Here is a 25,767-nt window from a genome sequence, read left to right as displayed (position 1 = left end):
CCAGAGGATCAGCTACGCCGGGAGCCGCGCGGCAACCAGCCGATGAACCTGTCCTGGAGCGACATCACCGGGGCGGTGCGCAGATCCTCGGTGGCGGCGGCGAGGCAGGAGCCCAGATAGACGCTGAGCATGGCGCGGTCACCCCCATACTCCGCCAGCAGCCGGGTGCGCTTCGTCGCGCACGGCCACTCGTCACCGCAGGAGCCGCAGCTCCAGCAGGGGGTCTTCGGGGCGTGTTCGTCAGCCCGCACCCCCGGCCGTTCCAGACCATCGGTCATCGCACGTCCTTCCAGATGTCCACGGGACTGGCGGCTGCCGTGCCGGCCAGCATTGATGGTGGTCCCCCCGGAGCCATCAGGGAGGGCGCTGCGCGTCCCTCCGGTGTTACATCTTTGCGGTACCTTCATCGGTCGTGGGAGTCGGAAATTTGACGGTTAACTTGATGCGTCATTCCTACCGACCAGTAGGCCACCGGAATGCGTGACCTGCTGCCGTCGACGGTCGCCGTCGCCGTCGCCGGGCCGGAGGACTGGACCGGCGAATTGCTCCCCGCTGAGCAGGCATGCCTCGGCGAGCGGGCGGTGCAGACCCGTCGGCGGGACTTTGCCGCGGGAAGGATGTGCGCCCGCAGGGCATTGCGCGACCTCGGCCTGCCGACGACCGCCGTGCCGGCCGCCGCCGACCGCGCGCCGGTCTGGCCGGCCGGGGTGGTCGGCAGCATCACCCACACCGCCGGCTACTGCGCCGCTGCGGCTGCGCACACCACCGACGTCAGGTCCGTCGGAATGGATGCCGAGCAGCACCGCGAGGTCGATCCGGGAGTACGCCGACTCGTGCTGCTGCCCGAGGAGGAGGCCACCTGCGCACGGCTGCCCAACGGCACCTACTGGCCGGTCGTGCTGTTCAGTGCGAAGGAGACCGTCTACAAGGTGTGGCATCCGATCGTCCGCGGCTGGTTGGGCTTCCACGACGCCCAACTCGATATCGACCCGGATGCGGGCACGTTCACTGCCCGGATCGCACCGGCCCGGGTGGACACGGCAGGGGTCGACAACCCGCCGGCATCGATCAGCGGCCGCTTCGTGATCGCCGACGGGCTGGTCCGCACCGCCGCCGCACTTCCGGCACGTTGACCTCGTCTGGTTACTCATAGCGATGAATGGAATACCGATAAATATTGGCGTTCGGTGACCGATCGAACACTGTCCACGCTGGCCAGAGGGGTTTCGGATTGTTGCGGTGGGAAGCCCTCTGGAGTGGCGACTGGACGCTCCACCACCCACGGTAACGTCGAAGAGTTCCCGCACCGCACGTACCGAAGCGTCAAGGAGTACGGTGACCCACCCCCAGCCTCGCGTCAGGCCGCACGACCCCCGACAGCCGAACCCGCAGCCGCCGACCCGCTCGTTCGCGGCGACACCGCAGCCGCCGTTCTCGGGGGCTGCGTACCCGGCGGCCGGCGGGCACACGGGCGGTGGCGGCGGATACCGGGCACCGGGTGGCTCCGGCTACCCGATCATCGCACCACCACCGGTGCAGACGGACCGCGCCAAGAAGTCCGTCGTGGTCGTCGCGGTCACCGCGGCCGTACTCACCCTGCTCACCTGCGCCGGCGGCATCGTGGCGGTCGTCATCGGCACCAAGGGCACCTCGACCACTGTGAGCGAGGCACAGGCCACCCCGCCGACCCCGTCGCCGGCGAACGGCGACACCCGCGGGATGTCGCCGGGTGACACCCTGGTCGTCAACCGCGAGGCCGGCACCGTCGAGATCACCGTGACGAAGTTCAGTAGCGCCACCAAACCCTGCAAGTCCCACGGACTGAAGCCCGGCGAGGGTATGTACGTGATCGCCGACGTGACTGTGGCCGTCACCAAGGGCACCGCGTCGACGAACCCGCTCTACTTCCAGTGGGTCGCCGCCGACGGCACAAAGACCACAGCCATCGGTGGAGCCTTCTCCGGCTGTGGCAAACCGATGCCGGCCGTCGACGACCTGACCGCTGGCACCAGAAGCACCGGCAGCGTGGTGTTCGACGTGCACGACACCTCGGGCGCGCTGGAATACCAGGACCAGTTCCAGACCGCCGGTTCCTGGAAGCCGTGACGCGCTGACGCGACATGGGGCCGACCCTGTCCGGGCCGGCCCCACGCGGTGGGAGAGTTGGTGGGTCAGCAGCCCGTCCAGCGCACCGGGGTCACCCGGTCGGCGAGGACATTGCGGAACCCGACGATGGTGCCCGAGTCGGAGATGGACCGCGCACCGACGACCACCCCTTGGCCGCCGCCCGGCAGGACCCGGGAGGTGGAGCCCCTGGCAACGCGGTCACCGCCCACCACGACACCCTTGGTGTTGATGCCGGTCAGTGCCGGCATCTCCTGGTCGAGCAACGTGTGCGAGCCGTTCCGGAGGTCCCACCGCACCCTTGTCGAGGTGGTGCCGCCCAGCCATGCCTGGCCGATCGCCCAGCGACCCGCCGCCGCGCCGGCAGTGCTCCACTCGGCGCCCGGGATCGTGAGCGCGTCGATCCGGCCGTTCGGCCGGCGGACCCAGCTGTTCCAGTCTCCGAAGGGTCCGGCGCTACCGACGATGGTCCCGTTGTCAGTGATCCCACCCGCCTGGGCGTCGACGGGGGCGTCGAGCACCTCCACAGTGCCCGGACGGGCGGCCGGCCAGCGCAGCGCGACCAGTTCCCCGGGGACGATGTCGGAGCCGTAGCCGACGATGTCGCCGGCATCGTTGATGGCGCTGACGAAGATGCCGGTGGACGGCAGCACCGGCAACCGCTCAAGCTTGCCGTCGCGGTACCTCCACGGCTGCGCGTAGCCGGTCTCCGCCGATCCGTTGCCGATCACGACGCCGTCGGCGTTGATGTCGACGGGGGTGGACGTGGCCTCCGACTGCAACTCGGTGACCCGCTGCCCGTCCCAGAACAGCAGCAGATACTGGTTGTCGGTCTCACCGACCCGCAGCGCGGTGCCCGCGACGTAGCGACCCGTCGGGTCGACAGCGTTCGCGTCGGCGCGATAGGTGCCGGTCGGGTACGGCAGCGTACTGATCTTGCAGTTGCGAGGGGTCGCGCCGGCGGGCGCGGCGGTCGCCGTCGCGGAGACAGCGACACCGAGAGAGGTGGCCAGCAGACCGGTCGCGGTGGCTGCGAGCATCCTGCGTCGAGTGCTTCGATTCATCCTTGCTCCCCGTGTGGGGCCCGGGTGCTCCCGGGCATTGGGTTGATACCCGGCTTCACAGGTGAGCTGGCTGCACGGTTGCGCACTGTCAGCCAAGAGACAGAAGTGGATCCGCTGGAGCTACCGCACCCACGCCTCGGTATCCGTGACGACCGGCCGGCCGGTGCGTACCGATTCGTCGATGGCGAGGCCGATCAGGTGGTCCTGGCATGCCTCGGCGAGGGGATACGGCGCCGGGCCCTCCTCCCGAGCCCACGCCCCGGCGCGGGCGACGATGTCGGCGACAGCGATGTCGTCGTCGGACATCCCGCTGCCGACGAACGGATTGCGGTAGACCACGTCGCCGTCGAAGCTGATGTGCTTGAGGTCGAGACCTTCCAGATTGAGATCGAGACCGGTCTGCCGCCGGGTCAGGAACGACTCCACAGGTGTGCTCGGGTCGACCAAGCGGACCACCCTGTCGTCCACCAGCTCACCGCGCGAGCCCCGGACCACCAACCGACGGGTGCGCAGCGGGTTCCACCACTGGTTGTCGGTGAAGTCGTACAACCCCATCCGCCCACCGAAGTCGATGGTCGCGAGGGTGGTGGAGAGCTGCTGCGGGGTGTCGTCGCCACTCCAGCCGGCCGGCGAGAGCGGGTTGGCCAGCGGCGCGACGAACGCGCGCGCGCTCACCTCGGCGCTCCCGTGACCGACGCCGAGCAGACCCCGGATCAGTGAGACCGCGTGGTACAGGTGGGTCGAGGAGATCTGGACCGAAGTCGGGTCACCGAGCACTCCGGCGCGGACCAACGCCAGCCGCGCCGCGTGCCCGGGCATCAGCAGGTACTGCTCGGCGACCTGCACCAGGCCGCTGCCTCCGACGTCGGCCCAGAGCGAACGCAGACCCGCCAGGTCGGCGGCAGGCGGCGTCTCGGCGAGCACCGGTACGCCGGCCGCCACCAGCTCCCGGGTCGCCTCTGGAGTCACCGGCCACGGCACCGACACGATGACGAAGTCCGGCCGCTCGTGGGCGAGCATCTCCGCCGCCGTGCGGAAGGTCGGCACGCCCCAGTCGGCCGTCACGGCGGCTCCCCGGGACTCGGTACGCGTCACCACCCCGGTCACCCGGAACCGCTCGGGGAGCAGCCGGGCCAGGCGGAGGAAGAACTCACCTCGCCAGCCGCTGCCGATGATGCCGAACCGGGTCTGGGCCACCGAAGTCATCTGGGCTCCTCACGTAGAGATCCGGATGCTAGCCGCTCTCCTTCGCTACGGTTGCGCTGATGACCACCGAGCCGATGCGGGCCGTACCCGTGCCAGTGCCCGACGCGGGGCCGCCCCTGGACTACTACCTGGTCCTACCTCGACTCGACGCCCGCGATCCGGCCAGCACTGTGGAAGGGATCGTCGTCGAGGAGTTCACCCGCCACCACGACCTCACCACGACAGGGCTGGACAGCGCCGGGTGGACGCCGGACGCCGGCTGGTGGAGTTCCCCCGCGCTGAGCCTCGGCATGCGCACCGACCCCGAGGTGCTGGCGCGGATCGTCCCCACCACCCGCCGGGAGGCCGAGGACGTCTACCGCGCGCTCGGTGGTGGGCAACTGCCGGACGAGCCGCTGCTTCGTACGCACTTCCTCGACCATCAACCGATCGCCACCGCCCCGCCACTGCGGCTCGGCCCGGCGCAGCCACCAGCCGGCTTCCACGAACGGCGGGTGTACCGCGTCCTCTTCGCCAAGGATCTCCGCGCCGAACAGGTGGCGAACCTCCGGACGGCCTGGCGGACACCGACGGACGGCACCCTCACGTCCGCCGCGAGCGGTCGCCTCGACGCGCACGGCGACCAGCTCACCTGGGATCTGCGCCGCGTCGGCCACTCCCTCGCCTGGTGCCTCGACGTCACCGCGCTGCTGCGGACCGACGCCACCGCGGCGCTCGGCTCGACACTGTCCGAGCTGACGAACGTCCTGCGCCAGCACGGCCTGATACCCGTGACGACCGAACGCTTCTCCTAGGGCCCGGCACCGCCATCGGACGACACTGGGGGCTCGAATCTCAGTCGACCTTGAGCCCATCCCGCTCGCCGAGCTGGTGACCGCCGCGCGGGCCGATGTCTGGGCCCAGGCGTGCGTGGTCCCCCAACCCGCCGCCTATCCCCTAGAGCTACAGGTGCTGTCCCCGGCTTGTCTCTCCGCGGTGCACGAGTGGTGCGCGGTCACCATCGAGGGCAACCGTCAACTGATCCAACCCCAGCGAACCCAACTCCAGAGCCTGACGATGGAATGCGCGCCGGTCGCCGGGGAAGGACGAGCGGCCTGCCAGCCAGGCGCGCTCACCCACCTTGTAGGCCAGCGCCTGCCCGGGCCGGCCCAGGTAACGCCCGAGTTCGGCGGACGCGTACGGCCCCTGATGACAGCGGTCCCGCAGCAGCTTCAGCGCAGCGTCCGGCGTCCACAGTTCTCCGTCGCCAAACGGCACCGGCAGTCGCAGGTGCAGGCCGATGTCGAGCACGACCCGTGCCGCCCGCAGGAGCTGCATGTACAGATACCCCAGTCGAGCACCCGGCTGTCCGTAGAGCCCGAGTTCGTCCATGAACCGCTCGGCGTACAGTGCCCAGCCCTCCTGGCTGCCGGAGAGGCCGCCGAGCAGGTTCAGCCGCTGCCCGAGGCCCGCCCGGCAGACCTCGGAGCCGAGGTGGAGGTGGTGGCCGGGAACGCCCTCGTGATAGGCGGTGCTGTAGGCGTACCAAGTGGGGAAGGTCGCTGCGTCCTCGGGAACTGACCACCACACCCGGCCCGGGCGCGACAGATCCCGCGACGGCCCGATGTAGGCAATGCCGGACGACGTGGTCAACCGCGACTCGATGCGCCGCAGCGGGGCGGGGATGTCGAAGTACACGCCATCCAGTTGCTCGGTGGTGGACTCCAACAGCTCCTGCAGCCACGCGGCGAACGCCTCCCTGCTGTGCAGCGTGCCGGGCGCGTCGGGGCTGGCGAGCCAGGCGAGCACCTCTGGCACGCTTCCGCCCAGGGCCTTAGCCTCCGCGATCAGCTCCGCCTCTGTCGCTCGGAACTCGTCCCAGCCCCAGTCGTACAGCTCGCGCAGGTCAGGCTGGGCAGCGAGGAAGGTGCGCACCCAGAGTGCGTACCGCTGCTGGCCAAACGCTTCATCCTCAACGGCCCGCGGTGCCAGGTCCGCGGTCAGCATCTCCGCCAGTTTCTGGTACGCCTCTCGCGAACCCGTCGCCGCGGCCTGCAACGACGCCCGCTGACGCCCCGCGCCGTAGCGATCCACCAGGGCGGCATCGTCGTCGATCCAGTTGCGGCAGCGCTGCGTGACGAGCTCCACCTGACGCCGCGCCGGCACATTGCCGCGCTCCACGGCAAGTAAGAGGCTGCGGGCGTACCCGTCCAGGGCCGTAGGGACCGCGGCCAGGCGTGCGCCGACACGAGCCCAGCCCTGCTCGAATTCCGCGCCCTCGGCGCCCCGGGCGGGTACCGCGGCCTCGACGGCCTGGCGGATGAGCTGGAGCGGACCGGTGGCCGCAGCGTGCAGTTCGCGCAGGTCCTCCCCGGCGTCGTGGAAGGCGATACGCGTATGCAGCCGTTCGGCGAGGTGGGCGTGCAACGGAATCGCGGCCGGCAGTGCGTCACCGGAGATCTCAAGCTCGCGCAGGGAGCGGGCTGCGAGGTCGGCGCGGGCCTGGTGGCCCTCCGGGCTGTAGTCGGTAAGCCCGTCGACATCCTGCTCGCCAGCCTCGACGACCGCTGTGCAGGGGTCGAGGCCGGCCATGTCGTACAGGAGGCGATCCGCGAAGTCCTCAAGCATTGGGGCAATGCTAGGGCCTACGTGCACTGGTGGCCCGAGAAAGACCGCCGTCCCAACATCATCAGCGGCGCGCTACGCGACGAGCACGCCAAACGAAAACAGGGCCCGGAGGCGTCTCCCCAGGTCGTACGTGTTGCTGGTGGAGCTGAGGGGATTTGAACCAGTGACCCCCTCGATGCGAACGAGAGGGCCACTTGTCATCGACGCGAGCAAGATCGCTAGCACGCGTCGCTCCGAGGTAAGAACGGATTGGGACACGCTGCGCCACTACCGCGTGGCCCTCTTCCTACCCACGAAGGACGGCGTCCGCCAGGTCACGGTCACTCTCGACTTCGAGACCACGGAATTCGGCGATCAGCAGCGCCTCACCTACCAGTACAACTCGGTCGTGGCGGCGCACGTCGTCGATGCCCGCAACGGCGAGAAAAAGCTCTCCCTGAGCCTGACGAACAATCCCGCATGATAACCGGCGGGGTTACGATCTGCGGGCAGGTCCGCTTTCGATCTGCGGCTCGGCGATGTTCGGTTTGCGGGCCTGTGGCGTTCGATATGCGGCGGCACACTGATCGGCGAGGAACCTCGTCGGGCCGCCACGTGGCTCGGCCGCACTGACTTGCCGCAGTCTTGGTCAACTGGCGGTGAGCGTCGAACTCGCCATTCGGCTCGAGTTCTGCCGCCCTGTGCCGCGGTCTGTGGCTCTGTCCGGCGGTCAAACGACGGTCAAACGATCAAGGGCGGGTTCTCCGTCACCGGAAACCCGCCCTTGACCTGCTATTTCTTGGTGGAGCTGAGGGGATTTGAACCCCTGACCCCCTCGATGCGAACGAGGTGCGCTACCAGTCTGCGCCACAGCCCCCCGCCGGCGAACCGGCTTCGGTCCCACCCGGCTTACACCGGGCGGGCCGGCAGCAAGGCTAACAGGTCGCCGGCCTCCACCGCGAATCCGCCCCCTGCCCGGCGCTCCGGCCCACCCGAAGATCGACTCGGGTTCCTGGAAACCGGGGCATCCCGGACGCCACAACCACCCGACTTTCAGGAACCCGAGTCGATCAAGCCGGCCGAGGCGCGACCGAGACCGGCGTCAGGCGCCTCGGCCGGCCTCGTAGGGGCGACCGCGCAGCCCACCCGACCGCCGGTACGAGACCGATCCACCGTTGACCGCCGCCGGCAGGTCTCCCGGCCGGTCCAGGCCCATGGCGGCTCGGCGTACCCCTTCGCGCTGGGCGGCGAGGCGGCGCTGCGCCTCCCGACGGGCCGTGGCCCGCCGGGCCTGCTCCCGGCGCACCTCGGCCTGCCGGGCGGCCAACCAGGCGGCCTCCCGGGCTCGGGCGCGGCGGCGGCGGCGCCCGGCGAGGGCCTGTCCCCGCAGGTGCACGACGTACAGGGCCAGGAGCAGGAAGGTGACCCCGAAGCCGACCCAGAAGCCGGGGCTGACGAACAGCACGCCGATCAACTCGACGACGTTGAGGAGCAGCAGTGCGGCGAGCACCCGGCGACGCCGGTACACGGCGGGGGTGTGCTGTCGGCGCGGCGGCGGGCGGCGACGGGACCGCTTGGGCGCGGCGGGCACTGCGCGCAGTCGACCGGAGCGGCGACCGGCCGGTGGCGCGACTACCGGCGCACCCAACGCGCCGGTAGTCGCGTCTTCACTGAGGGTGACGACCAGTGAGCGCGGAGGATGGACGGGTCGCCGTCCCGGCACAGTGCGGCGCCGTCGGCGGCGCTGGAGCACCCGCGCCGTCGACTGCGCCCGCTCCGCCACCAGCCGCTCGGTGGCGTCGTACCGGCGAACCAACGCCGGGGCCAGGGCGAGCAGGCCGGCGGCGGCGAGGACGGCGAGGAGCACCGAGGTCGGCACCCTCACCCCTCCCGTCACCGAATTCGAAGCAAGCGCCATCCGACCGCAGGATCTTCCATCGATCACGCCTGAGCGCGTGGATCGTCCGGCCGGGGAGCGCTTGCCGCAGCTTGCAGTTACTTGAGGTTACGGCGCACCGACCGGGATGCCACCGCGCCGCGCCGATCCCGTCCGTGGGACGAGTGGGCGGATGTCGGGAAATCCTCCTACCGCGCGTTGGCGCGGACCCGGTGCCAGCGGGCCAGCAGGCCACCCTCGGCGGCGATCTCCTCACTCGTCATCGCGTATCCGATGTGGTCCCGCCACGCGCCGTCGATGTGCATGTAGCGCACGTGGTACGACTCCTCGCGGAAGCCCAGCTTCTCCACCACCCGCCGGGACGGCCGGTTCTCCGGACGGATGTTCACCTCGACCCGGTGCAGCCCGCCCGGCCCGAACGCATGGTCCACGGCGAGCGCCAGCGCCGTCGGGATCACACCCTGGCCGGCGACCCGCGCGTCCACCCAGTAGCCGACGTAGCCGGAGCAGAGCGCCCGTCGCACGATGCTGCCCACGTTGATGTGCCCGACCAGCCGGTCCCGATCGGCCTCGCGCAGGCAGACCGCGAACGGCATCCCCTCACCCTCGCGGGCCGAGCGCCGCTGGTCACGCTGCACCCAGCGGAACGCGGCCGGCGAGTTCATCTCGTCCCAACCGCCGGGCAGTGACGACTCCCAGGGTGCCAGCCAGGCCCGGTTGGCCCGCCGCACCTCCGACCACGCCGCCGCGTCGGAGCGCCGATAGGGCCGCAGCAGCACTGGGCCGTCGGCCAGCTCCACCGGCCAGCCCGGTGCCCGCGCGGGTCCGAAGAGACTCACCCGCACAGTCTCCCGCGCGGGACCGTGTCGCGCGCAAGTGGCTCCACCGCGTTCACCACACAGATCCGACGATCATCCGACGCGGGCCGCGAGCGGACCGGCCGGGACGCGTCACCGGCGGCGGTCCAGCAGCAGGACGTCCACTGTCGAGCCGGCCGCGGCCGTGGTGACCCGCTCGCCGAGCACCAGCAGCCCGTTGGCCTCGGCCAACCCGGAGAGGGTGAACGGTCCGCCGCTGAGCGGCTGGACCGTGTACCCGCCGCCGCGTCGCTCGGCGACGTGCGCCGGCCGGAACTCGCGCAACCCGGTCGGCGACGACACGGTCTCCAGCAGGTGTGCCCGCACACTGGGGCGGAACACCGGCTCGGCGCCGGCGAGCAATTGGATGGCGGGGCGGGCCAGCACCTCGAAGCCGATCAACGCAGCACCCGGGTCGCCGGGCAGGCAGACCACCGGCACCTCCTCGGCGCCGACAGTGCCGAACCCGAGCGCGGTGCCGGGATAGAGCGCCACGTCGGTGAAGGTGACCGGCCCGGCGCGACCGCCCTCACGGCGGGAGAGGATCCGACGCACCATGTCTCCGGGGCCGGTGCCGGTGCCCCCGGTCGTGATGATCAGGTCGGCACGCAGCGTCTGGTCCTCCAGCAGCCCGCGCAACCCCTCCGGGTCGTCGTCGCAGATTCCCACCCGGTACGCCAGTGCGCCCACCTCGGCCGCCGCGGCGGTCAGCGCGTGCGAGTTCGCGTCCACCACCTGACCGGGCTGGCTGCCCCGGCCCACGTCGACGAGTTCGTCACCGGTGGCCACGATGACCACCCGTGGACTGGGCCGGACCACCACATGCCCGATGCCGGTCGCCGCGAAGACGGCGACCAGGGCCGGGGACACGTAGGTGCCGGCACGAGCGAGCAGGGTGCCGGCGGGCAGCTCCTCACCCGCTCGGCGTACCCCGTACCCCCGTTTGGGGGTGCGGAAGATCTCCACGGCGGCCATGCCCTGGTCGGTCCACTCCACCGGGACCACGACGTCAGCGGCGACCGGCAGCGGAGCCCCGGCGGCCACCGAGAAGCACGAGCCGGGGGTGAGCCGGACCGGCCGCCAGCTCGCGGCGCCGAGGTCGCCGACCACGTTGAGCCGGATGGTGCGGCCGCCGGGCGTGCCGGAGGGGGCCGGGACGTAGCTCGGCCCCCGGCCCCCTCCGGAAATGTCCTCCCAGCGCGCGGCGTAGCCATCCACTGCCGCCTGGTCGAAGGCCGGGAAGGCGTGCGGCGCGACGACGTCCTCGGCGAGGACGTTGCCGTGCGCCTGGGTGAGGTCGAGGTCGAGTGGCGGCAGCGCGCGCAACCTGCGCAGCACGCTGCCCAGGTAGTCGGCGAGCGGCGTCAACTCGTTCGCGGCCGCCTCGGCGTCGGCCGTCGCGGTCATGTACCAGATCCGCCTGCCGCGTCGGCCTTGACGAAGTCGGCGAGCCAGGACCGGAACTCGGTGCCCAGGTCCTCGCGCTCGGCGGCGATCTGCACCACCGTCTGGAGGTACCCCAGCGGCATGCCGGTGTCGTAGCGGGTGCCCCGGTAGACGATCGCGTGCACCGGGACGCCCTCGGTACGCAGCAGCTCCATCGCGTCGGTCAGCTGGATCTCGCCGCCGCTGCCCGGCTTGGTCCGCCGGATCGCGTCGAAGATCCTGCCCGGCAACACGTAGCGGCCGAGCACCGCGAGGTTGCTCGGGGCGTCCTCGGGCTGCGGCTTCTCCACCATCCCGGTCACCTTGACCACCTCGCCGATGTCGGTCAGCTCCGACTCGGCCGGCTCGACGGAGGCGATCCCGTACCGCTTGGTCTCGGCCGGGTCGACCTCGAAGAAGGCGAGCACCACACCGCCGGTGCGGGCCTGCAACTCGATCATCGCCGGCAGCAGCGGCTCCGACGGCTTGACGAACTCGTCGCCGAGCAGCACCGCGAAGGGCTGGTCCCCGACGTGCGACTCGGCGTACCCGATGGCGTGGCCGAGCCCGAGCTGCTCGGGCTGCCGCACTGTGTAGATCTCGGCCAGCTCGCTGGGCCGCCGCACGGCGGCCAACCTCTCGGAGTCGCCCTTCTCCTCCAACCTGGCCTCCAGGTCCGGGCGACGGTCGAAGTGGTCCACCATCGACGTCTTACCCCGCCCGGTGACCAGCAACACGTCACCGATGCCAGCCTGCGTGGCCTCCTCGACGATGTACTGCAACACCGGCCGATCCACCACCGGCAGCAGTTCCTTGGGCACCGCCTTGGTGGCCGGCAGGAACCGGGTGGCCAGTCCGGCGGCCGGGATGACGGCCTTGACCGCCAGGGGACGGCCAGTTGCGGCGACCGTCGATGAGGGGTTCGCTGAGTGCTCCGACATGCCGCGAGACTATCGGCCACGGCTCTGCCGCGGCGGGTGTGGCCCAGAAGACGCGCCGCCCCCCGGCCCCGGCCGCGCCGCGCCCGTCGCGCTGTCCGGCGTGTCGTCGGCCGAATCCGGTTGGGCGTGCGCCGGGCCCGCCAGCGATGATTCCGGTACGCCCACCGCCGGGTCGGACCGGGCGGGCCCGCCCGGCTCCCGGTTGGCCTGCACCGGCTGGCCGGCGCGCGGCAGCCCATCGGTTGGGCTCACCGCACACGCGAGCACCGGAATCTCCCGGGTCGGCAGATCCGAGCGAACCTCGGCGACCCGGTACGTGTCGCGGCCCGCTGCCTTGGCCGCGTAGAGCGCGTCGTCGGCGGCCTCCAGCACCTCCCGCCCGGTGCTGCCGTGGTCCGGGAAGACGGCGATGCCCACCGACACGGTCACCAGGACCGGCCCGGCGTACGCCTCGATGGCGATGGGCGTGTCGCGCACCGCCGCGCCGAGCCGCTCGGCCACGATCGCCGCGCCCCGCGCGTCGGTCTCCGGCAGCAGCAGCACGAACTCCTCACCACCCTGGCGGAAGGCCAGATCGACCTCGCGGATCTCCCCGCGCACCCGACGGGCGAACTCGGCCAGGACGGTGTCCCCGGCGGCGTGCCCGTAGGTGTCGTTGACGTCCTTGAACCGGTCCAGGTCCAACGCGAGAACGCTGAGCATCCGCCCGAAGCGGCTGGCCCGTTCCACCTCCCGCCGGATCGACTCGCGCAGGTAGCGGTAGTTCCACAGCCCGGTGAGCGGGTCGGTGAGGGACAGCCGCTGCGCCTCCTCATGCACCCGGACGTTGTCCACCGCCACTGCCGCGTGACCGGCGAAGGTGCGCAGGGTGGCCAGGTCGTCGTCGTCGAACTCGTCGGCGCCCAGCCGGTCGTAGAGGGCCAGCACGCCGAGCGCGACCGCCGCGCCCGTCTCGTCGACAGGGCCGGAGGGTCCGGCGAGGGTGGCCGTGGCACCGCCGGCGGGCGCGGCGAACGGAACGGCGACGTAGGTGCGACAGCGTGGCTCACCTGTTGTCGCCTCGGTCGGCTCCGCCCTGCCCCGCTGCGGTTCCCCGGTGGCGGCGACCTCACCGATCACGCCGACGCCGACCGGCACCCGGAGCGTCTGCGACCCGTCCGCCTCCTCGGCCGGCCAGCGCCCGTCCAACCCCTCGGTGCACTGCGCGACGAGCACCCCGCCGGTCTCCGCGAGCAGCACGGCGCCGGCCCGCGCGCCGGTGGCCCCGATGGCACTGCGCAGGATCACCCGCAGGATGCGTTGCAGGTCGTGCGTGCTGGCCAGGGTGTCGCCGAGCACCGCGAGGTGCCCCCGCAGCTGATCCCGGTTGCTGGTCAACGCCGCGACGTAGGCGCCGGTCTCCCGGGTCATCCGGTTGAACGCGGCGGCCAACCGCCCCAACTCGTCGCTGCTGCGTACCGGCACCCGGGCGGTCAGGTCGCCCTGGGCCACCCGGTCGACAGCACCGGCCAGCTCCGCCAACGGCCGGGTGGTGACCCGGGCCAGCCGCCAGGCGGTCAGCACCGCGAGCAGCCCGGCCAGCACTACCACCCCGAGCAGCGTGGCGTGCAGCCCAGGTGGCCGTTCACTGGGCACGGAGAGCACCAGTGGCAGCGGCTGCGCGTCGGAGGGCCCGAGCCTGCGCACGTACCGGCCCTCGTTGGTCTCGGTGACCTGCTCGCCCCGTACGCCGACGGCGGCGGCCAGCACCGCGTCGCGGACGTCACGGGACTCGGTCGTGTGGGTGACCCGCGCGGCGCTCGCCCCACTGTCGAGCAGTGTGACCGCCACCCCGGTCACCGCCGCCAGTCGGGCCACGAAGGCCGGGTCGACCAGTTGCGCGGCGGTCACAGTGCCCAGCCGGGCGCCGGCGCGATCGTGCAGGTCGACCTGGGCGGCCAACGCACGGACCGGGCCGGTCGAGCCTGGGTTCGAGCTCCCGTTCGTGCCCTCGGCCGAGCCGGCGCAGTCCTGCCACGGGGTCGACGGAGCACCTGGCGACAGGTAGGTGATCTGGCCGGCCACATCGGTGACCAGCACCGCGGCGGCCAGACCCCGGCCGACCAGTTGCGCGGCGGCGACGGCCGGATCGGCGGTGAGCGCCACCGCGTCGGCGGTGGCGCGTAGCTGCTGGCAGAGCGCGTCGACCGAGGTACGAACGGTGGACGCCGCCACCGCCAGGCGCTCGGTGGAGCGGCTGCGGTCGACCGCTGCGACGGTGGAGGCGACGAAGAGCGCGCCGAGCAGGACCGGCCCGAGCACCACCACGAGGAAGGCTGCCGTCAACCGCCCGCGTAGCGTCACTCGGTCCCCCCGGAAGTTCCGCCTCCGTTGCTTGCGATGCTGACACAGTGCAACCGTGGGAGAGGCGTTGCGTCAGGAGTGTTGCGTGCCGGAATTTTCTGATGAAGCGGAAGTGACCCGGCTGGCGAAGCGGGAGACCCGCGTCGAGCTGCTCGCTCGCCGCCGGTCACTGCCCGCCGAGACCCGGGCAGCCGCCGCCGGGCGCGTGCAGGCCGAGCTGGTCGCCCTGGTACGCCGGCTACGCCCACACCGGATGACGGCGTACGTGCCGGTCGGCTCCGAACCGGGCGGCGCCGATCTGCCCGAGGTGCTTCGGGCGGCCCTGCCGGCGGACGCCGAGTTGCTGCTGCCGGTGCTCCTCGCCGACCTGGATCTGGACTGGGCGGCTTATACCGGTCCCGATGCCCTGATCGCTGCGGGACGGGGTATCCGAGAACCAGTCGGTGCCCGTCTCGGGGTGACCGCCGTGGCGCACGCGGAACTGGTGGTCGTACCGGCTCTCGCTGTCGACCACCACGGTCGGCGGCTCGGGCGCGGCGGCGGCTCGTACGACCGCGCACTCGCCCGGGTACCCGCGGCGACCCTGACGGTGGTGCCACTGCACGACGGTGAGCTGGTCGAGGTGCTGCCGGCAGAGCCCCACGACCGTCGGGTGCGCGCGGTGGTCACTCCAGCCGACGGGGTGCGTACGCTTGACGACGGCCCGGGTGCGGCGCACGGTGTCGCGCCCCACACGTCTGCTGGACGAACCCGGGGCGCATGACGCACCATTGGCACTCGAATACGTCGAGTGCCAACTGGCTGAGCCCAGATCCGGAGGAGAACGTGCCCACGTACCAGTACGCCTGCACCACGTGCGGTCAGCAGCTCGAGGCGGTGCAGTCCTTCTCTGACGAGCCGTTGACCGAGTGCCCGGCGTGTCAGGGGCGGCTGCGCAAGGTCTTCAACTCGGTCGGCATCGTCTTCAAGGGTTCGGGCTTCTACCGCACCGACTCCCGGGCGTCCGGTTCCGAGACGACAGCCGGCGGCACTGCCACCAAGCCGGCGAAGTCCGAGTCGTCCTCCGGTGACAGCTCCTCGTCCTCTTCGGGGTCCTCGTCCTCCTCGGGGTCGTCCTCGTCCGGGTCGTCCTCGGGCTCGTCGTCCTCCTCGGGGTCGTCTTCCGGGTCGTCCTCGGGTGGATCGGGCGGCGGCAAGGCACCGGCGGCAAGCTCCGCGTCCTGATCGTCGAAGGCCCGACACCCACGGGTCGGGCCCCCGACACCCACGGGGTCGGGCCTCGATCGACTCGGGTTTCAGGAAGTCGGCCCATCCCGGTCGCTTCGTTAGGCCGATTTCCTTGATCGCGAGTCGATCAGGGTTGGTGCCATAACAAATCGACCCGCCGGATGGGCGTTTTCCACAGGCCGGGCGGTTGTCCACAGGCGTCGGCCGTGGGTCGGCCGAGGCGGCGGGAACTGCCTAGTCTGCCGTCCATGGGTGCCACTGCGGCGCTCGGGGACGGGAGGCGGCAGACGCAATGGTCGATCCGGATTCGTCGCGGGCGTTGCGCCCGCTGCGCAAGTTCACCCTGCCCCGCGGGCGCACCCTGCTCCGGGCCGGCCTGGTCGCCGCGCTGCTCTGCCTGGCCGTCGCGGTCCTGCACACCCCGGCCGGATGCCCGTCGACAGTCGTGCCCGCCGACGCACCGTCGGTGGCAGACGACACGGCCCGACAGGGCGGGTCGGTGGCAGACGACACGGCCCGGCCTCTCGACGAGGGCCGATCGGCCGACTCCAAGGGAGCAGGCTCCCCCGGCACCGCACGGACGGCTGACGGACCGACGTCATGAGGGTCTGGTCGAGCCGCCGGGGTCAGTCAATCCCAGTGCGGGGGGCGTTCGGCGAGCAGCCAGTCGTCGTTGCCGCCCGGCCGCTCTCCCCAACCACGGTCGGTGTCGTCGGAGGTCTGCTCGGGCAGCACCACGAAGTCTTCGCTCAGGTCGACGGCGCGGTCGTCGTCTCCACGTACGCCGTGCGTGCCGGGGTCCTCGGTGCTCACGAGCGGCAAGACTAGCGCAGCCGACGACCGTGGACCGGACCACAAACCGAGGGCACGCCGGGCAGAACCGACCGGACCGCCAACCGAGGGCACGCCGGGCAGAACCGACCGGGCCGCCGGTGGCGTTGGTAGCGTCGGACGGCGTGACGACCCCCAGCGGTGGCAGCACCCCGGACGACTACTGGCGACGGCCCGACACCGGTGACGATGCGGCGGCGGACCAGCCTCCCGCCGCGCCCCCGACCACACCACCGACCGGGCCCACCAACCCGCAGCGGAGCGAGCAGGCCGGCGCAGCATCGACGGGGCACACTGCCAGCGGAGAAGCAGGCCTGCTGCCGCCCGGGCCAACGCCCACGGGGCACACTCCCAGCGGATACTCCGGCCCGCCGCCGAGCGTGCCGCCGCCGGCGGGTTGGCGTCCACCCGTACACCTGCAGCCGGCGCCGCCGCGACAGCTGCCACCGCAGGACATGGCCGACCTGGACGCGGCCGAACAGCGATCGCAGCGGGTCACCTACGGTTTCGGCGCTGCGGCCGGCGTGGTGTTGCTGGTACTGCTCTGTCTGCTCTGCTCGCGAGTCATCTTCTGACGCCACCTCCGGGCATCAGCAGTGAGCAGCAGCTCAGAGGGTGGTGCCCCACACCGTCTCGGCACCTGAATGGCCGGTCAGGTAGACGTAGATCAGGGCGGCGATGGCAAGCCCCACTGCCGCTACCGCCAGCACCGGGGTGACCAGCGCGGGCAGCTGCGGCACCCGGGGGTGCCCGCTTGTCGCCACGAGCAGCAGGATGGCCACGATCCCGAGCGGCACCACGACGCGTAACAGGATGTCACCGTAGCGGGAGTGCTCGAAGATCTGGTCGAGGATCGGCCCCTGGAAGCCCCGGGCCACCAGCGCGTCGGTGAGTGCCTCACCGGACTCGACCGCGACGTAGGCGGTCACCGGTGCGGCCACGGCGAGGAGGCCCAGGGCCCAGTCCAGCCGGTGCCGCCAGCGCGGTAGCCCCACGTACGCGATGGCCAGCACCGCCAGCAGCGGCACAAACACGACGACCGCGTGGATTACCAGGACGTGCACCGGTAGACCCAGGATCTCCTCGAACATCGAACCCTCCAGGTGGATCATGGTCAGGGGTGGTCAGCCTATGGTCCGCCGATCGTCCCCAGGCTCTCGACCGGTGACACGCGCGCCGCGTCGATCGGGTTCATCCGCTGGGCCGTAATCCCGACCTTGCCTGGCTGTGTCGGTGGCCACCCGGAGCGGGCGACGGTTGTCGATGCGGGTCGGGCGTGTTGTCATTGGCCAGTGTCCGGTGCCGAGGAACTGCTGCGGTCGAGGGGCCTGCGTGTCACGCGCCCCCGCCTGGCGGTGCTCGACGTGCTGGCCGACGGCGGCCACCTGGAGGTCGACGAGATCACCCGGCGAGTGCGCGAACGCCTCGACTCGGTCTCCACCCAGGCGGTCTACGACGTGCTGGGCGCGCTGTCCCGGGCCGGGCTGTCACGGCGGATCGAGCCGGCGGGCAGTCCCGCCCGCTACGAGGCGCGGGTGGGCGACAACCACCACCACGTGGTCTGCCGAGGCTGCGGCGAAATCGCCGACATCGACTGCGCGGTGGGCAGCGCACCGTGCCTGGAGCCGAACAGCGCGCACGGGTTCGAGGTCGACGAGGCCGAAGTGACCTTCTGGGGCCTCTGCCCGGGCTGCCGGGCCCGCCGCTCCGCCGACGTCTGATCATCGGCACCGGCGGCACGTGACCGGCGAGGTCGGGCCGACCGTGGCACTCTTGTGCGGTGGACTCCGATGACCTCGGCCTTTTCGGTCCGGGTTCGGTCACGTGGAAGGTGCACGAGGAGCCGATCCTGATCGTCGCCGGCCTGCGCTCGCTCTACCTCCAGGCGTTGCACCCCCGGGCCATGGCCGGGGTCGCGCAGAACAGCAACTACCGCACCGACGCCTGGGGTCGACTGGTGCGCACAGCGACCTACGTGGCGACCACCGTCTACGGGACCACCGCCGAGGCTGAGGCCGCCGGGGCCCGGCTGCGCCGCCTGCACGACCGGCTGCGGGCCACCGACACGCTCACCGGTGAGCAGTTCCGGATCGACGAACCGGACCTGCTGCGCTGGGTGCACGTGACCGAGGTCGAGTCATTCCTGAGCACGGCCCGACGCGCCGGACTGCCGCTGAGCGACGACGAGGTGGACGGCTACTACACCGAGCAGCGCCGCGCCGCCGCCCTGGTCGGCCTGGACCCGGCCACTGTCCCTGGGACCGCCGCCGAGGTCGCGGACTACTACGAGACCGTACGGCCACAGTTGCGGATGACCCGGGAGGCCGCCGAGACGGCGGTGTTCCTCACCGCCCCACCGCTGCCGTGGAAGCTCAGCCTGCCGGTCCGGTTGGGGCTCACGCTGGGCCCGCCACGCTGGGCGTACCTGGGGATCGCCAGCACCGCGTTCGCGCTGCTTCCGGCGTGGGCACACCGGATGTACGGAGGTCTCGGTCTACCGACCACAGCGCTGTCGGCGGATCTGACCGTGCGCGCGCTGCGGCTCGCCTTCGCCGCCGTCCCCCGCCGGTACCTGGAGGGGCCGTTGATCCAGGCGGCCAAGGAGCGGGCCGCGCGGCACGCCGCCGCCTCGTTGGCCGGCTGACCCGACCCTCGGCAGGGGAATCAGCCGTCGGCGGGCCGGTCCATGGCCGCCCACGGTTCCTTGCCCGGGACCTGGGCGCCCGTCGGGCAGTGCCGCCGGAAGTCGCACCAGCCACAGCGCGGGCTGGGTGCCACCGGGAAGGCCTCGTCCGCGTCGGCGCCGTCGGCGACTGCCCGCTCGGCGGCCATGATGTCGCGGGCCGTCTCTTCCGCGCGGGTCAGTTGTCGGGCCAGCGACTCGACCGTGTGGTCGTGGCCGGCGACAGTGCCGGTCGGCAGGTGGTGCAGCTCCACCCGACGGCACGGCCGACGGAACACCCGCTCGGCGGCGTACGCGTAGAGCGCCAGCGCCTGTGAGCCCCGGGCATCGTCCGTGTCCAGCCCGGTGCGGCCGGTCTTGTAGTCGACGATGACCAGCTCCGGGCCCTCCGGGCCGGGCCGCGAGTCGATCCGGTCGGTACGACCGTTGAACGCCAGCACGGCGGTCTTGACCGCCACCACCCGCTCCACGCCGAGCGGGTCGGAATCAGGCTCCAGCGTCTCGACGTACGCCTCCAGCCATCCCAACGCCCGCCGGTAGGCGGAACGCTCCTGCTCGTCGTCGCGGTAGCCCTCGCGGACCCAGGTGCCCTTGAGCAGGGTGGCCAGCGCTTCGGGACGCCGCCGGTCGGCGGACAGCGCATACCAGTTTTTCAGTGCGGTGTGGACGCTGGCGCCGAGCGAGTTGTGCGCCCACGGCGGGCCCTTGGGTGGGGCGGGGCTGTCGACGTAGGAGTAGCGGTAGCGACGCGGGCAGTCCGCGTACGCGCCGAGCTTGCTCGGGGTGCAGACGAACAGCCGCTCCGGCATGCCCTCGAAGCCGAGTTGCTCGGCGTCGCCGGCGCGCTGCCGCGGGGCCCGGCCGCCGGCGGCGGGCCGCCCCGCTGATGAGGATCGTCGCACGCCTGAGATCCTGCCATCCACCTCCGACATCGCGCGCGTGCCGTCAGGTCATGTTCACGTACTGCGTGACGAAGGCGGCCACCGCGTCGGCGATGAGCTGCACGGCGATCGCGGCCAGCAGCAGGCCGGCGATCCGGGTCAGCACCTCGATCCCGCCCGGCCGGAGGATCTTCACGATGCCGCCGGAGAAGCGCAGGACGATCCAGACGGCGACCATCACGGCGAGGATCGCCACGGCGATGGCACTGAACTCTCCCAGCCCGTCGGCCTGCTGGACGAAGAGCATGGTGGCCACGATGGCGCCCGGTCCGGCCAGCAACGGCGTGCCCAGCGGCACCAGCGCGATGTTGGAGGTGACCTGCTGGCTCGGGTCGTCGGCCTTGCCGGTCAGCAGCTCCAGTGCGACGAGCACGAGTAGCAGGCCACCGGCCGCCTGCAACGCCGGCAGGTCCACGTGCAGGTAGTCGAGCAGGGTCTGCCCCGCCACCGCGAAGATCACGATGACGCCGAGCGCCAACGCGACGGCCTGCCAGGCTGCCCGGTTGCGGTCGCGGGCGGGCAGCGGGCCGGTCAGCGCCAGGAAGATCGGCATCATGCCCGGCGGGTCGGTGATCACCAGCAGGGTCACGAAAACCTCGCCGAACAGCTTCAGATCCACGTGATCAACCTAGCCGCGCCGGGATGGGCGAAATACCCGGATCAGCCCGAAGCGACCTCGGTCACCCCCTCGGCGACGATCCGCTCGTACGCCTCGACGCTGGTGCTGAACGCGCCGAGTTGGACCGTCTTGTGGGTGCCGTGAAAATCCGAGGAGCCGGTGACGAGCAGACCCAGCTCGGCGGCGAGCGCCCGCACGTGTTCCCGCTCGGCCGGGCTGTGGTCCTCGTGGTCGGCTTCGAGCCCGGCGAGCCCGACGGCGGCCAGTTCGGCGATCAGCTCGTCGGGCACCACCCGGCCGCGTCGGGTGGCTCGCGGGTGGGCGAAGACCGGCACGCCTCCGGCCGCCCGGACCAGCCGAACGGCCCGGAACACGTCGATGTCCTCCTTGGGCAGCCGGTACCGCTCGCCCAGCCAGTCCGGGCCGAACGCCTCCCGGACGCTGCCGACCAGGCCGGCGCGGATGAGTGCCTGCGCGATGTGCGGGCGTCCCACCGTGCCGCCACCCGCGCCGGCCAGGATGTCCGGCCAGTTCACGTCGATGCCGTCGGCCCGCAGGAGGCCGACCATTCGTTCGCCACGCTCTTCCCTGGCGGCCCGGACCCGCGCCAGCTCGGCCACCAGCTCCGGGTGGTCCGGGTCGAACAGGTACGCGAGCAGGTGCAGCGGCACCGCCGGCTGCGAACCGGACCAGCGGCACGACAGCTCCGCACCCCGGATCAGACGCAGACCTGGCGGCAGCGCGCCCAGTGCCGGCGCCCAGCCGGCGGTGGTGTCGTGGTCGGTGATCGCCAGCACGTCCAGCCCGGCGTCGAAGGCCGCGCCGACCAGCTCGGCCGGGGTCAGTGTGCCGTCGCTGGCCGTCGAGTGGGCGTGCAGGTCGATCCGGGGGGCGGGGCCGGTACGCGAGGTCACCGCCCGACGTTACCGAGGAAATGGTGAGTCCGGCTCACATGGGTCACCGGGAGTCAGAAGCCGTCCACCAGGATCGGCCGCTCTCCGGCTGGCACGTCGGGTACCGCAGCGGGGCTGGCGGGCTTTCCCGCCCGCACCTGAGCGACGTCGACCCGGACCAGCTCGCCGGTGCCGTCGAGGTAGGAGGCCCTGGTCTCGTCGCTCCACACGATCGCCCCGGTCATCGGCGGCCCGGCCGCAACGGCTGTCGCACCCGGCCCGAGCCGGTGAAGGTCGACCAGCAGGGACCGACCGGCAGCGCCGCTCCCCTCGTTGACCAGCAGCCACCGCCCGTCCGGCGAAACCGCGCCGACGCCGTCGGGGCTCAGGTCCGGGCCGCAGCCGGTGCGTACCGGGTCCAGGTGACGTGTCGGGGTGAGGATGGCGAGGCAGGTCCGGCCCGGATCGGTTGTGGTGACCTGGCCGACGAGCCGCCCGTCGGGCAGCCGCCCATAGACGTTGAGGCTCTTGCGGTCGAGGGCGTCGGGCAACGGCCCCGCACCGGGCCGCCAGAGCGTGTGCCCGGCGCTGGCCCTGTCGAGCCGGACCAGCACGCTGTCACCGACGAACCGGACGGGTTCCGCCGCCGCCGGCACCGGGGTGCGCACCGACCCGATGAGTTGGGTGCCGACCACGCCCGCCATCAGGAGATCGTCTCCGTCGCGCCAGGCGACCTGGAGGCTGTCCGGGGCCAGGACGATCGCGCCGGCACCGGCGAGCAGCACCTGCACCAGCCCGTCGTCCTGCACCACCCACAGGGAGCGTCCTGCGGTGCTCGGCGCGCCGACCACCAGCCAACCGCCGCCGCTGGGCAGCCGCTGGACGCGTTCGGCCGGCCCTACGTCGGGCAGCGCCAGCCGCCGCCCGTCGGCGCTGACCAGCGTCTCGCCGACGACAGGAGAGGTCGACGTCGTGGGCGAGGGGGCGGGGCCGGGAATGCTGGCCGTCGGGAGCGGTCGGCTGGTCGGGTCGGGGTCGCCGATCACGACGATGGGTGAGCCGTCCCGCCTGGTCTCGGCACCGAGCTGGGCCATGCCGGCGCTGAGCAGCACAGTGGTGACCGCCGCGAGGGCGAGGCCGGCGGCGGTGCGTCGACGCCGGATCCGGTTCGCCCGACGGATGGCCTGGCCGGCCGGATCGACGCTCAGTGGGCGGGCAAGGGCGACCTGGTGCGAGAGTGTCTCCCGCACCGCACCTTCCAGCTCGTCAGGCCGCACCTGGTATGAACGCTGCGGGCCGTCCGTCAGGTTGTCGCGCCGGCCTGGGAACTGACTCACTGCTGTTCCCCGGAGCCCGTGCCGACGGGCACGGCCGCCGGGGCGGTGGGCAGGACGACCTGCGGGTTGATGGCCCGCGGCACGGCGGGGCGCGGAGCGGTCGGTCGGGGCACGGGTGAGGCGGCCGCCCGTCCGGGACGGGGTGTGGCAGCGGCACCGGTGGCCGGGACTCGCCCGGTCCGGGAACCCGAACCCGTCGTCCGGCCGGTGGCACCGGTCGTGGCCCCTGCACCGGCGGCGGCAGGCCGGCCGGCGATGCCGGCGGCGGCTGCCAGCTCCGGTGCGTCCGCGCCCAGTCGCCGACGCAGCGTGGCGAGCGCCCGGGATGCCTGGCTCTTCACGGTGCCCGGTGAAATGTCCAGCATCGCGGCGGTCTGCGCCTCCGACATGTCCTCGTAGTAGCGCAGCACCAGCACTGCCCGCTGCCGGTTGGGCAACTCCCGGAGATGCCGCCAGAGCAGGTCACGGTCAAGTTGCTGCTCGATCTCGTCGACGCCGGCCCGCTCGGGCAGGACCTCGGTCGGGCGTTCGCCGTGCCAGCGCCGCCGCCACCAACTTGTCGACGTGTTGACCATCACACGCCGGGCGTACGGCTCGACCGCCTCGATTCCGCCGAGCCGCTTCCACGCGAGGTAGGTCTTGGTCAGCGCCGTCTGGAGCAGGTCCTCGGCCGTGGCCCAGTCGCCGGTGAGCAGATAAGCGGTACGTAGGAGCGCGGCGGAGCGGGCCGCGACGAACTCGCGGAACTGCTCCTCCAACGAGTCCTTGCTCGTCACCGCCCACCTCCACACCCCTGCCGTCCTGGCAGAGTGCCACGTCAGGGGCGCTCTGGTCCATGACGAAAGGTGCGCACTTGCTCCGATGTTCGGTCGAAAACCTTCACGCCCCGTCGTCGGCCTTGGCCTCGTCGGCCTCCTTGCCGAGCCGCGCCTCGACAGCCTGCGGCTCGTACATCTCCTCGACGACGCGCAGGTAGAGCTCGTTCGGGTTGGGCAGGTTCTTGATCTCGCGAAGCGCCTGCTCCTGGCCGGCGGACTCCAGCACGAAGGTGCCGTAGTTGAGCGCTCGACCGGTCGGGGTCTGCTCGTACTTCATGTCGGTGACCCGGACCAGCGGCATCATCGCCACCTTGCGGGTGACGATGCCGTTGACCACCATGACCCGCTTGTTGGTCAGGATGAACCGGTCATACCACCAGTCGGCGACCTTCCACGCCACCCAGCCCATCACCGCGAACCACAGCAGCACGGCGATGGTGGTCAACGCGCCGACGTCCTGGCCGGCGAGGAAGCCGGAGAGGTAGCCGAGCACGAAGGTCGCCGCGACGCCGATCAACAGCGGGTTGGTGAGGTGGATCCAGTGTCGCTTCCACTCGCCCCGGTAGCGCTCGGTGGGGAAGAGGTAGCGAGCCACCAGCGAACTGGGCTCGTCTTCCAGTGGCAGCACCCGCCGAGGGGTCGCGCCGGTCGCGTCGGCGCGCAACCCGGCCAGCTCGTCCTCGGAGATCTGCGGCGGCTGGTAGCTGGCCTCCGGATCACGGATCCACCCCCGACCGGAACGACCCTGGCCGGCATAGCCGGGCCCGTCGCCATAGCCGACGTCGTCCGAAAGGGACGGACCGTCGGACAGGCCGGGACCGGCCCCGTAGCCCGGGCCGTCATCAGGCCCGATCCGCGGGATCGGCTCGGTGTCGCGCTCGCGGCGCTCCCGGTCGGGGTCGTCCGGGTCGAAGGGTGGACCGGAGGGGCTGCCCATCGGCGGCTAGGCGACGAGGCTTGTGAAGAAGTCGCCAAACCCCTGGGCGATATCCATGATCCCGCCGCCGAGCGACTTGAACACGTCCGCCGCAGAGTTTGGCCGATAGGCGACGAAGAAGATCAAGAATGCGATTCCGGCCCAGGTGAGGACCTTCTTGACCATGGCGGGCCATCCTCTCGCGCGGCGCCGGGTCCCATTACCGCAGCGGCACCCAGAGTATCAGTGTGGTGTCGTACAGTGAATATCTGCGTCCGTTCTCCGTCAATCCGGAAGAGTTGTCAAGCTCTACCGGGTAGATACGGGGACGGTGCGCCGTACACGAGCTCGGGCGGAGTCCACTCGGTCAGGTCGTGTAGCACGACATCTTCCGCGAGCAGGTGACCCGCACTCGCCGGCCAGGCTATCGCATGGAGCCACATTCCCCGAGCCTCGCCGGCGTACGCGCTTCGATCCGTTGGTGAATTCACCAACCACAGTGGAGTGGGGTGCCCGCCGACCTTGATTTTCGCCTGTCCGACGTGGTCAGGGTGACCCGATCCCGGGTCGGTCAACGCGTCCACCAACTCCGGTCCCGGATCCGGGCCGGTCAGACCGGCGAGCCGGGTGCCCAGGCCGACACCGGGTTCCTCGGCCACGAAGACCAGATCGGCTGGACCACCACCGAGGGGCGCGGGACCCGCGCAGGCCACCACAGTCGCCCGCACGCCCGTGCGGTCGTCCCCGGCGTACGCCACGCCGGTGAGTGTCCAACCGGGTGGCAGCGGCCACGGGCACCACAACGGTGTCACCGGTGGATCGCCGGTCGCGGTGATCCGTTCCACCACGCTCGCCACGATGTCCGCTCCGATGTGCTCGGGCACGTGCAACGGCGGCACCGGGCCACAGCGCACACACCTCGAGTCGGTGTTCATCAGATCCGGCGCCCGTACCGGGCCCCCGCATCTCGGACAACTCACCGCGACACTCACATCCCCACCGTCTCCCCGGACCGGCGGCACGTCAAGCCGGAACGTCCGATTCGGCACCGTACGTGGG

At 71.6% G+C, this 25,767-nt stretch carries 29 protein-coding genes, 1 tRNA gene and 1 pseudogene; 10 read left to right on the top strand and 21 right to left on the bottom strand.

Going from position 1 to position 25,767, the window contains the following annotated elements:
* Positions 1-8: 8 nt before the first annotated feature.
* A complete protein-coding gene (locus tag AB0K35_RS30105) occupies positions 9-278 on the bottom strand; it encodes a hypothetical protein (RefSeq protein WP_238671179.1) in 270 nt (89 codons plus the stop codon).
* A gap of 198 nt (positions 279-476) precedes the next feature.
* On the opposite strand from AB0K35_RS30105, the gene AB0K35_RS30100 reads away from it, so the two are divergent.
* Together AB0K35_RS30100 and AB0K35_RS30095 are read left to right on the top strand one after the other, a co-directional pair.
* The gene (locus tag AB0K35_RS30100; protein ID WP_363889702.1) at positions 477-1,133 is read left to right on the top strand and encodes a 4'-phosphopantetheinyl transferase superfamily protein; all 657 of its coding nucleotides are present in this window, start codon (positions 477-479) and stop codon (positions 1,131-1,133) included.
* Positions 1,134-1,335: 202 nt separating this feature from the next.
* Positions 1,336-2,106 carry a DUF4352 domain-containing protein gene (locus tag AB0K35_RS30095; RefSeq protein WP_238671181.1) on the top strand — a complete coding sequence of 257 codons (771 nt, stop codon included), beginning with the start codon at positions 1,336-1,338 and terminating at the stop codon, positions 2,104-2,106.
* Positions 2,107-2,171: 65 nt separating this feature from the next.
* On the opposite strand, the gene AB0K35_RS30090 is transcribed toward AB0K35_RS30095, so the two are convergent.
* The gene (locus AB0K35_RS30090; RefSeq protein WP_238671182.1) at positions 2,172-3,188 is read right to left on the bottom strand and encodes a hypothetical protein; all 1,017 of its coding nucleotides are present in this window, start codon (positions 3,186-3,188) and stop codon (positions 2,172-2,174) included.
* Between the two features lie 120 nt (positions 3,189-3,308).
* The gene (locus AB0K35_RS30085; protein ID WP_363889699.1) at positions 3,309-4,394 is read right to left on the bottom strand and encodes a Gfo/Idh/MocA family oxidoreductase; all 1,086 of its coding nucleotides are present in this window, start codon (positions 4,392-4,394) and stop codon (positions 3,309-3,311) included.
* Between the two features lie 59 nt (positions 4,395-4,453).
* On the opposite strand from AB0K35_RS30085, the gene AB0K35_RS30080 reads away from it, so the two are divergent.
* Positions 4,454-5,188 carry a hypothetical protein gene (locus AB0K35_RS30080; RefSeq protein WP_363889696.1) on the top strand — a complete coding sequence of 245 codons (735 nt, stop codon included), beginning with the start codon at positions 4,454-4,456 and terminating at the stop codon, positions 5,186-5,188.
* 148 nt (positions 5,189-5,336) lie between these two features.
* On the opposite strand, the gene AB0K35_RS30075 is transcribed toward AB0K35_RS30080, so the two are convergent.
* On the bottom strand, positions 5,337-7,001 hold the full coding sequence (locus AB0K35_RS30075) for a DUF885 domain-containing protein (protein WP_363889693.1): 1,665 nt from the start codon (positions 6,999-7,001) through the stop codon (positions 5,337-5,339).
* Between the two features lie 130 nt (positions 7,002-7,131).
* Here AB0K35_RS30075 and AB0K35_RS30070 point away from each other — a divergent pair, with 130 nt between their 5' ends.
* Positions 7,132-7,464 (top strand): hypothetical protein, encoded by a 333-nt coding sequence (locus AB0K35_RS30070; RefSeq protein WP_363889690.1) that lies wholly within the window; start codon positions 7,132-7,134, stop codon positions 7,462-7,464.
* A 316-nt stretch (positions 7,465-7,780) separates the two neighbouring features.
* Here AB0K35_RS30070 and AB0K35_RS30065 read toward each other — a convergent pair.
* The 6 genes from AB0K35_RS30065 to AB0K35_RS30040 all read right to left on the bottom strand — a co-directional run bounded on the left by AB0K35_RS30065 (position 7,781) and on the right by AB0K35_RS30040 (position 14,443).
* A tRNA-Ala gene (locus AB0K35_RS30065) sits at positions 7,781-7,857 on the bottom strand.
* Between the two features lie 225 nt (positions 7,858-8,082).
* Entirely contained in the window at positions 8,083-8,859 is a 777-nt protein-coding gene (locus AB0K35_RS30060; RefSeq protein ID WP_363889688.1) for a hypothetical protein, read from the bottom strand.
* Positions 8,860-9,065: 206 nt separating this feature from the next.
* Positions 9,066-9,716, bottom strand: coding sequence for a GNAT family protein (locus AB0K35_RS30055; RefSeq protein ID WP_238671186.1), 651 nt, complete (start codon positions 9,714-9,716; stop codon positions 9,066-9,068).
* Positions 9,717-9,827: 111 nt separating this feature from the next.
* Positions 9,828-11,141: a gephyrin-like molybdotransferase Glp gene (gene glp / locus AB0K35_RS30050; RefSeq protein WP_091394702.1), complete on the bottom strand. Its 1,314-nt coding sequence runs from the start codon at positions 11,139-11,141 to the stop codon at positions 9,828-9,830.
* A complete protein-coding gene (locus AB0K35_RS30045) occupies positions 11,138-12,100 on the bottom strand; it encodes a UTP--glucose-1-phosphate uridylyltransferase (RefSeq protein ID WP_363889685.1) in 963 nt (320 codons plus the stop codon). The genes glp and AB0K35_RS30045 overlap by 4 nt, the downstream gene beginning before the upstream one ends.
* A 9-nt stretch (positions 12,101-12,109) precedes the next feature.
* Positions 12,110-14,443, bottom strand: a complete 2,334-nt coding sequence (locus AB0K35_RS30040; RefSeq protein WP_363889683.1) for a diguanylate cyclase — start codon at positions 14,441-14,443, stop codon at positions 12,110-12,112.
* A gap of 85 nt (positions 14,444-14,528) precedes the next feature.
* Between AB0K35_RS30040 and AB0K35_RS30035 the strand changes: the two genes are divergently transcribed.
* Together AB0K35_RS30035 and AB0K35_RS30030 are read left to right on the top strand one after the other, a co-directional pair.
* Positions 14,529-15,206, top strand: a complete 678-nt coding sequence (locus AB0K35_RS30035) for a 5-formyltetrahydrofolate cyclo-ligase (RefSeq protein ID WP_363889681.1) — start codon at positions 14,529-14,531, stop codon at positions 15,204-15,206.
* Positions 15,203-15,409, top strand: a pseudogene (locus AB0K35_RS30030) (FmdB family zinc ribbon protein); the annotation flags it as partial. The gene AB0K35_RS30035 and the pseudogene AB0K35_RS30030, both read left to right, overlap by 4 nt.
* 14 nt (positions 15,410-15,423) lie before the next feature.
* Here AB0K35_RS30030 and AB0K35_RS30025 read toward each other — a convergent pair.
* On the bottom strand, positions 15,424-15,711 hold the full coding sequence (locus AB0K35_RS30025; RefSeq protein ID WP_363889731.1) for a hypothetical protein: 288 nt from the start codon (positions 15,709-15,711) through the stop codon (positions 15,424-15,426).
* Between the two features lie 251 nt (positions 15,712-15,962).
* Here AB0K35_RS30025 and AB0K35_RS30020 point away from each other — a divergent pair, with 251 nt between their 5' ends.
* The gene (locus AB0K35_RS30020) at positions 15,963-16,274 is read left to right on the top strand and encodes a hypothetical protein (RefSeq protein ID WP_363889678.1); all 312 of its coding nucleotides are present in this window, start codon (positions 15,963-15,965) and stop codon (positions 16,272-16,274) included.
* Positions 16,275-16,300: 26 nt separating this feature from the next.
* Here the strand turns inward: AB0K35_RS30020 and AB0K35_RS30015 are convergent, their stop codons facing one another.
* Positions 16,301-16,483, bottom strand: coding sequence for a hypothetical protein (locus AB0K35_RS30015; protein ID WP_124771313.1), 183 nt, complete (start codon positions 16,481-16,483; stop codon positions 16,301-16,303).
* A 143-nt stretch (positions 16,484-16,626) separates the two neighbouring features.
* On the opposite strand from AB0K35_RS30015, the gene AB0K35_RS30010 reads away from it, so the two are divergent.
* A complete protein-coding gene (locus tag AB0K35_RS30010; RefSeq protein WP_363889676.1) occupies positions 16,627-17,076 on the top strand; it encodes a hypothetical protein in 450 nt (149 codons plus the stop codon).
* A 33-nt stretch (positions 17,077-17,109) separates the two neighbouring features.
* Here the strand turns inward: AB0K35_RS30010 and AB0K35_RS30005 are convergent, their stop codons facing one another.
* The gene (locus AB0K35_RS30005; protein WP_238671192.1) at positions 17,110-17,592 is read right to left on the bottom strand and encodes a DUF2231 domain-containing protein; all 483 of its coding nucleotides are present in this window, start codon (positions 17,590-17,592) and stop codon (positions 17,110-17,112) included.
* Positions 17,593-17,793: 201 nt separating this feature from the next.
* Here AB0K35_RS30005 and AB0K35_RS30000 point away from each other — a divergent pair, with 201 nt between their 5' ends.
* Positions 17,794-18,222: a Fur family transcriptional regulator gene (locus AB0K35_RS30000; protein WP_238671193.1), complete on the top strand. Its 429-nt coding sequence runs from the start codon at positions 17,794-17,796 to the stop codon at positions 18,220-18,222.
* Positions 18,223-18,281: 59 nt separating this feature from the next.
* Positions 18,282-19,145 carry an oxygenase MpaB family protein gene (locus tag AB0K35_RS29995; protein ID WP_238671194.1) on the top strand — a complete coding sequence of 288 codons (864 nt, stop codon included), beginning with the start codon at positions 18,282-18,284 and terminating at the stop codon, positions 19,143-19,145.
* A 20-nt stretch (positions 19,146-19,165) separates the two neighbouring features.
* On the opposite strand, the gene AB0K35_RS29990 is transcribed toward AB0K35_RS29995, so the two are convergent.
* The 8 genes from AB0K35_RS29990 to AB0K35_RS29955 form a co-directional block, all read right to left on the bottom strand.
* Positions 19,166-20,086: a PD-(D/E)XK nuclease family protein gene (locus AB0K35_RS29990; RefSeq protein WP_363889673.1), complete on the bottom strand. Its 921-nt coding sequence runs from the start codon at positions 20,084-20,086 to the stop codon at positions 19,166-19,168.
* 43 nt (positions 20,087-20,129) lie between these two features.
* Positions 20,130-20,744, bottom strand: coding sequence for a MarC family protein (locus AB0K35_RS29985; protein WP_030329175.1), 615 nt, complete (start codon positions 20,742-20,744; stop codon positions 20,130-20,132).
* 41 nt (positions 20,745-20,785) lie between these two features.
* A complete protein-coding gene (locus AB0K35_RS29980; RefSeq protein WP_238671196.1) occupies positions 20,786-21,658 on the bottom strand; it encodes a PHP domain-containing protein in 873 nt (290 codons plus the stop codon).
* A gap of 53 nt (positions 21,659-21,711) precedes the next feature.
* The gene (locus tag AB0K35_RS29975; RefSeq protein WP_363889669.1) at positions 21,712-22,974 is read right to left on the bottom strand and encodes a hypothetical protein; all 1,263 of its coding nucleotides are present in this window, start codon (positions 22,972-22,974) and stop codon (positions 21,712-21,714) included.
* Positions 22,971-23,750 carry a SigE family RNA polymerase sigma factor gene (locus AB0K35_RS29970; protein WP_357364609.1) on the bottom strand — a complete coding sequence of 260 codons (780 nt, stop codon included), beginning with the start codon at positions 23,748-23,750 and terminating at the stop codon, positions 22,971-22,973. Before AB0K35_RS29970 ends, AB0K35_RS29975 begins: the two co-directional genes overlap by 4 nt.
* Before the next feature lie 103 nt (positions 23,751-23,853).
* A complete protein-coding gene (locus tag AB0K35_RS29965) occupies positions 23,854-24,729 on the bottom strand; it encodes a PH domain-containing protein (RefSeq protein WP_238646470.1) in 876 nt (291 codons plus the stop codon).
* A gap of 6 nt (positions 24,730-24,735) precedes the next feature.
* A complete protein-coding gene (locus AB0K35_RS29960) occupies positions 24,736-24,894 on the bottom strand; it encodes a hypothetical protein (RefSeq protein ID WP_007455302.1) in 159 nt (52 codons plus the stop codon).
* Between the two features lie 116 nt (positions 24,895-25,010).
* A complete protein-coding gene (locus AB0K35_RS29955; protein ID WP_341866340.1) occupies positions 25,011-25,688 on the bottom strand; it encodes a DUF6758 family protein in 678 nt (225 codons plus the stop codon).
* Positions 25,689-25,767: the final 79 nt, after the last annotated feature.

This window comes from Micromonospora sp. NPDC053740, from assembly GCF_040677775.1.
Classification (GTDB): domain Bacteria; phylum Actinomycetota; class Actinomycetes; order Mycobacteriales; family Micromonosporaceae; genus Micromonospora; species Micromonospora alfalfae.
Note: the sequence above shows the minus strand (reverse complement) of the source record. Positions and strands in the feature narration are given on the sequence as shown.